A 5763-nucleotide genomic window follows, 5' to 3' on the forward strand; every position below is an offset into this window, starting at 1 on the left:
GTGGCAAATTCGTGCGGGCGGTTCTTCGCGCCGCCCGCGCGCTTGATGACCATTGGATCGGCGACCTGATCGGCGCCATCTGCCTGTTCGTCCTCGGCTGGATGGGCCTTGCCATCGGGTGGGTTCTGCAATGACAGCGCCCGCTCCGATCCGCCCGAAATTCACGATCCGCTATCAGGCGAACACCAAGTGCTATGTCGTGATCAGCCCCGCAGGGACGATCTGCTCGGCGCCAACGTCGAAGGACGGGGCTGAGCGGTTGCGCGATGCCAAGCAGGCCGAGGCAGACGGGAAGGCCAAGCGCGGTCCCCGGGCCTGCATGACCTGCGGCGCGACCTTTGCCAGCGACGGTTTTCACAACCGCATGTGCCAGCCCTGCCGCACCCGCGCCCGGGACTTTCACGGTGACCCCCATACCATTGGCCGGAAGACATGACCCCCACCCTGATGCAGATCGACAAGGTTCCGGTGGCAGAGGTGATCGTGCGCGATCGTCTGCGGCCTGTCAGCGACGCGGGCGTGGAAAGCCTGATCGCCTCGATCACCGAGATCGGGGTGATGAAGGACGCGATCCATGTCCGCAAGAAGAAGGACGGCCAGCTTTACCTGATGGCCGGTGGCCACCGGCTTGAGGCCGCCCGCCGCCTGAACTGGGTGCATGTCCCGGCCAAGGTCTGGACCGATGTCACCGACGACTGGGCACGGATGGTCGAGATCGACGACAATCTGGCGGGCGCCGAAATGAATGCGCTGGACAGCGCGGTGTTTCTGGCCACCCGCAAGGAGGTTTACGAGCGGCTGCACCCGGAGACGAAACGGGGCGTGGCCGGGGGCCTCGCGCGGCAGGGTTCAGCAAGCGAACTGAGTTCGTTTGCTGCCGCAACCGCCGCCAAGTTCGGGATGACCGCACGGCAGGTGCAGAAGATCGTCGCTGCTGGCACGGCTCTATCGCCCCGTGATGTGGCGCATCTTCGGCAGGCGCCGCGCCCGGTCAGCCTGAAAGACCTGACTGAGATCGCCAAGATCGGCGACCCGGTTGAGCGCGGGGATGTCGTCCTGCGGCTGTCGGTCGGCAATGCCAAATCCGCCGCCGATGCCCGCCGTTCGCTGCGCGTTGAAGGGGGGCTTCAAGCCCCCGCGAAATCCCCTGAGGACCAGGCGCTTTTGGCGCTCACATCGGCATGGGCCCGGGCGGGTAAAGCCGTGCTTCGCCGCTTCATCGATCAGGAATTCGGCGAGATCGCGCCGCTTGTCGCGGACGAGGCAGAGCGTCGTGGCGAGTTCGGATTGGCCACCGCCATCCGCGGGGGGCTCGACGCCAAATGATCCGAACCGCGCCCGATCAGGAATGGTGGACAGCCGAGGCGCTGGCATCCAGTGGCTTGCCGGACGTGCCCGGCACCCGGCAGGGCGTGGATGCACTGGCCGCCCGTGAGGGTTGGCGGTCTCGGCCCCATCTGGCACGCCGTCGCGCAGGCCGCGGTGGAGGCTGGGAATACAGCTGGCAACTGCTGCCCGCCCGGGCGCAGGGTGCCCTCCTGAAAGCGGTAGCGCCGGTCGAGGAACCCGCATCCCGCATGGATCGCGGCACGGCCTGGGCATGGTATGACGGCCTGCCGGAGACGGTGAAGGCCGAGGCCCGCGCCCGCCTGAAGGTGATCCAGCGCGTCGAGGCCTTTTCCGCCGCCATCGGCCGCAATCTCGCGGTGCGGCAGGTCTCCCAGTTGGAAAAAGCAGAAGGGCGCAAGGCCAGCGAGCGCACCATCTGGGGTTGGATGGGCATGTTGGAGGGCGTGGATGTGGCCGACCGGCTGCCCTATCTGGCGCCGCGACACCGCGCTGCCGCCCCGCAGCGCAAACGCGCCGAATGCAGCCCCGAATTCCTGATCCGATTGAAGGCGGCGTTCCTGCGCCCCGCCGTGAGCTTCCGGGCCAGCTATGACGTGGTGAAAGACGTGTGCATTGCGCGGGGCTGGCAATATCTGACTCTGAAAACCGCCGAGCGCTGGTTCGAAGCGAATGTGCCGCGCGTAACAGTGGTCTATGCCAAGGAGGGCGAGGCCGGGCTTGCCAAATGCTTCCCGCCACAGATCCGCGACAGATCGACCCTGACGGCGCTTGAAGGCGTCAATGCCGATTGCCACAAGATCGACGTCTTCGTGGCCTGGCCGGGCATCAAGGAGCCCGTGCGGCCGCAGATCGTCGCGTTTCAAGATCTCTATTCCGGGAAAATCCTGTCGTGGCGCGTCGATCTCGCTCCAAACAAGGTCGCTGTCATGAGCGCCTTCGGTGAGTTGATCGAGACCTGGGGCATCCCACGCCACTGCCTGTTCGACAATGGCCGCGAGTTTGCGAACAAATGGCTGACCGGAGGTGTAAAAACCCGGTTTCGGTTCAAGATCAGGCCGGATGATCCGCTGGGCGTCCTGCCGCAGATGGGCATTCAGATCCATTGGGCCAAGCCGGGGCATGGGCAGGCCAAACCGATCGAGCGTGGTTTCCGAGACGTGGCCAGCCGGATCGCGCTCGATCCGCGGTTTGCCGGAGCCTATGTGGGGCCGAATCCGCTGGCCAAGCCCGAGGATTATGGTTCGCGGGCGATCCCTCTGAAAGATTTCCTCGACGTGTTGGACGAGGGCATCCGCAAGCACAATGCCCGGCCGGGCCGCCTGTCCGACACCGCCCGCGGCCGCAGCTTCGACGAAACCTTTGCCGAAAGTTACGCTGCAGTCCCGATCCGCAAGGCGACCGAAGAGCAGCACCGCCTTTGGCTGATGGGTCAGGAGGTGCGCAAGCTTCACCAGAACCACGGCGGGCTTGAACTCTACGACAACAAATATTGGGCGCCGTGGATGAACGAGTTCGCCGGAAAGCGCGTGATCGCGCGGTTTGATCCGGAGAATCTCCATGCCGGAGCCTATGTCTATTCTTTGCGCGGGGAATTTCTGGGGCCTGTCGAGTGCCGTGAAAAGGTCGGCTTCTTTGACCTTGTCGGCGCCCAGTTGCATGCCCGTACCCAGCGTCAGCGCCGGGCGGCCGAGAAGAAGTTGCTGCAGACCCTGCGGCCCATGTCGGTCGGGGAATTCGCCGCCGAACTGGCCGATTTGCCCCAGCCGGAAACGCCGCTGGTCGAGGCGAAGGTCGTCGAGCTGGCCCCGGCGCGCATTCGCAAGCCGGTGATCGAGCGCCCGGTGCCTGCGCCGGATGCCAGCACCGAGGCCGATTTCCAGCTGTTCGCTGCGGATTTCAGCAGGCCGAAGCCGGAGCCAGTCATCGCCGTCAACAGCGCCGCAGACCGTTTCTGGCGGGCGCTGGAGATCGAGCGCCGCTCGGAAGCGGGCGAGGCGATCTCGCAGGAGGATGCCGCGTTCTACGCCCGGATCGTGCGTCTTCCCGAATACCAGGCACAGCGCACGATGTTCGACCGTTTCGGTGAACAGGGCGTGGGTTGAAACGAGATGCCGCCGGGGGCGGACAGGCCCCACGGCGGCTGGACGAAGTGAGGAGAGAATGATGGACGGAGCAGTGAATATCAACACCAGCGGCAGCGTTGCGCCCTTGCGCAATGTCATGCTGTTGAACGCCCTGATCAACAGGGTGCAAAACCGCGACTTCGATCTGCCGGGGCTGGCCTGTTTCTTCGGGCCGAGTGGCTACGGCAAGACCAAGGCTGCGACCTGGAATGCACAGGAGACCCGGGCCTATTGGGTGGAGGTCAAATCCACCTGGAGCCGCAAGAAGTTCGCCGAGATGATCCTGCGGTCCATGGGCATCACGCCGGGCCGCACCATCGGCGACATGGTCGAACAGATCGGTGATCAACTGAGCAAGTCGGGGCGCCCGCTCCTGATCGACGAGGCCGACCTGGTCGCCAAGGATGGCATGATCGGCATCATCCGCGACATCTACGAAAGCTCGCAGGGCACGGTCATCCTGATCGGGGAAGAAAACCTGCCGCAGACGCTGCGCCGCTGGGAACGGGTTCACAACCGCATGCTGGATTGGGTTGCCGCGCAGCCTGCAGATCTGCGCGAGGTTGGCCTGCTTGCTGACCGGAAATGCCCCGGTATCGCGCTGGATCCCGAGGTCAAGCAACTGGTGCTGGAGCAATCGCAGGCGCGCGCGCGCCGCATTGTCGTGAACCTGCGCCAGATTGCGGAATATGCCCTCACGACCGGCAAGACCGCCATCACGATGGCCGATGCAAGGGATATCGCCTTCTTCAGCGGAGAGGCCCCGGCTCCGCGGAGGGGCGTGTGATGGCCCGCCCCCCTGTCGATGAGTCGAATCCTGGCCGTGAGGCAATCTGGGCGGCTGTGCGTGGCCGGAATGGCAACGCCTTCTGTGTTTCCGAAATCACCGGCCTGACCGGCGCCAACGACAAGACCGCCCGCGATTATTTCAAGGGCCTGACCGCCGCCGGATATCTCCAGCAGCAACCCATACAGCCAGGCGCAGTCGCGCGGTGGCTTCTGGTCCGCGACATCGGTGTCGAGGCGCCGCGTGTACGCTCGGATGGAACCGCTGTGGAACAGGGCAGCATCACGGAACGGTTGTGGCGCGGCATGTATATGCAGAAGGAATTCACCTATCTGGATCTGCTTGACACCACCTCGACCAGTATCTCGGTCGAGACTGCCAAATCGTATTGCCAGATGCTTCTGGCCACCGGCTATCTGAGGGTGCTGGAAAAAGCAGACCCGGTCCGTGGACGGATCGCGCGGTATCGCCTTATCCGCAACAACGGCCCCAAACCGCCGCAAATCCAGCGCGTGAAGCGGGTTTACGACCCGAATACGCGCGAGGTGTTCATGCCGGAGGCGCGGCTTTGAGCGATCCTCTCACCATCGCGCGCGCTGCCTGGGGTGATGCCCTTCCAGACTGGGTCAAATTGCTGGCCGAGGAATGCGCCCGCAGCAGCCAGAACAAGGTTGCTGTGCGCCTCGGTCGTTCGGCCGCGCTCGTCTCGGCCGTGCTGCGCCACAAGTACAAGGGCGACATGGGCGCGGTCGAGGATGTGGTGCGCGGCCGTTTCATGGACGCCACAGTCCTTTGCCCCGCCACCGGGGTCATTTCCACGGCGGCCTGCCGGGACTGGATGGCCAAGGCCAAGACCTATTCGAACGAAACCAGCGAGCGGGTTCGCATGCATCGCGCCTGCCGGGCCTGCCCTCGCTATCGCAAGGAGGCCACCGATGCCGCTTGACCTTGATCGCTCCGGCGTCCGCGCCCGCATCCAGCATCTGGCGTTTCTGCAAGGTGGCACCAAGCCCTGTGCCGAGAAGTGCGCGGTGCCGGTCCCGTCGCTGGAAACCTGGCTGGCGGGCCGCGCGCTTCCCGGTTCCGTCGCCCTGGCGAAGCTTGCGCGCGGCTGTGATGTCAGCGCGCATTGGATCCTTTTCGGCCAGGAGGCAACCCGCCATGGCTGACGCTCTTCGCAGTGACCGCGACATCCTCATTTCCGCCGCCCGCGCCCTTGGCCGCGTCGATCTCTACGGCAACCGGGCCCTGACCGGCCTCAGTCTGCACCAGATCGAGGACATGGCGCTGGCGCTGGTGATCCTCGGCCTCGCCCCGATCCCGCCCCTGCAATTGCAGGCGCCGGACCGGATCGTTTTCCCCCGTCTCAAGGAGTTCTGAAATGACCGTTCAACAGACCAAATTCGAGCCTCACCCGGTGCCGGACGGCATCGTGGAAGCGAATGGCAATCGCTACATGGCCGACGGCAAAGGCGGCTTGCGTGCAGTCGAGAATGTCCCGGC

8 protein-coding genes are annotated in these 5763 nt (G+C 64.9%); all 8 read left to right on the forward strand.

Annotated features, from left to right (window positions below; genetic code table 11):
* Positions 1-130: 130 nt before the first annotated feature.
* The gene (locus HS053_RS21800) at positions 131-436 is read left to right on the forward strand and encodes a hypothetical protein (protein ID WP_174213342.1); all 306 of its coding nucleotides are present in this window, start codon (positions 131-133) and stop codon (positions 434-436) included.
* Positions 433-1326, forward strand: a complete 894-nt coding sequence (locus tag HS053_RS21805) for a ParB/RepB/Spo0J family partition protein (protein ID WP_174213343.1) — start codon at positions 433-435, stop codon at positions 1324-1326. Before HS053_RS21800 ends, HS053_RS21805 begins: the two co-directional genes overlap by 4 nt.
* On the forward strand, positions 1323-3452 hold the full coding sequence (locus HS053_RS21810) for a transposase domain-containing protein (protein ID WP_277817088.1): 2130 nt from the start codon (positions 1323-1325) through the stop codon (positions 3450-3452). Before HS053_RS21805 ends, HS053_RS21810 begins: the two co-directional genes overlap by 4 nt.
* A 61-nt stretch (positions 3453-3513) precedes the next feature.
* Positions 3514-4260 carry an AAA family ATPase gene (locus HS053_RS21815; protein ID WP_174213347.1) on the forward strand — a complete coding sequence of 249 codons (747 nt, stop codon included), beginning with the start codon at positions 3514-3516 and terminating at the stop codon, positions 4258-4260.
* Positions 4260-4832, forward strand: a complete 573-nt coding sequence (locus HS053_RS21820; RefSeq protein ID WP_174213348.1) for a hypothetical protein — start codon at positions 4260-4262, stop codon at positions 4830-4832. Before HS053_RS21815 ends, HS053_RS21820 begins: the two co-directional genes overlap by 1 nt.
* Positions 4829-5206, forward strand: a complete 378-nt coding sequence (locus HS053_RS21825) for a hypothetical protein (protein WP_174213349.1) — start codon at positions 4829-4831, stop codon at positions 5204-5206. Before HS053_RS21820 ends, HS053_RS21825 begins: the two co-directional genes overlap by 4 nt.
* Positions 5196-5429 carry a hypothetical protein gene (locus HS053_RS21830; RefSeq protein ID WP_174213350.1) on the forward strand — a complete coding sequence of 78 codons (234 nt, stop codon included), beginning with the start codon at positions 5196-5198 and terminating at the stop codon, positions 5427-5429. The genes HS053_RS21825 and HS053_RS21830 overlap by 11 nt, the downstream gene beginning before the upstream one ends.
* Complete coding sequence (locus HS053_RS21835; RefSeq protein WP_174213351.1) at positions 5422-5640, forward strand: hypothetical protein; 219 nt, start codon at positions 5422-5424, stop codon at positions 5638-5640. The genes HS053_RS21830 and HS053_RS21835 overlap by 8 nt, the downstream gene beginning before the upstream one ends.
* Positions 5641-5763 lie beyond the last annotated feature (123 nt).

The organism is Tabrizicola fusiformis, from assembly GCF_013328815.1.
GTDB lineage: Bacteria > Pseudomonadota > Alphaproteobacteria > Rhodobacterales > Rhodobacteraceae > Fuscibacter.

Coding starts and splice junctions, on each gene's coding strand:
- HS053_RS21800 (WP_174213342.1), top strand. CDS start 131: ATGACAGCGCCCGCTCCGATCCGCCCGAAATTCACGATCCGCTATCAG.
- HS053_RS21805 (WP_174213343.1), top strand. CDS start 433: ATGACCCCCACCCTGATGCAGATCGACAAGGTTCCGGTGGCAGAGGTG.
- HS053_RS21810 (WP_277817088.1), top strand. CDS start 1,323: ATGATCCGAACCGCGCCCGATCAGGAATGGTGGACAGCCGAGGCGCTG.
- HS053_RS21815 (WP_174213347.1), top strand. CDS start 3,514: ATGGACGGAGCAGTGAATATCAACACCAGCGGCAGCGTTGCGCCCTTG.
- HS053_RS21820 (WP_174213348.1), top strand. CDS start 4,260: ATGGCCCGCCCCCCTGTCGATGAGTCGAATCCTGGCCGTGAGGCAATC.
- HS053_RS21830 (WP_174213350.1), top strand. CDS start 5,196: ATGCCGCTTGACCTTGATCGCTCCGGCGTCCGCGCCCGCATCCAGCAT.
- HS053_RS21835 (WP_174213351.1), top strand. CDS start 5,422: ATGGCTGACGCTCTTCGCAGTGACCGCGACATCCTCATTTCCGCCGCC.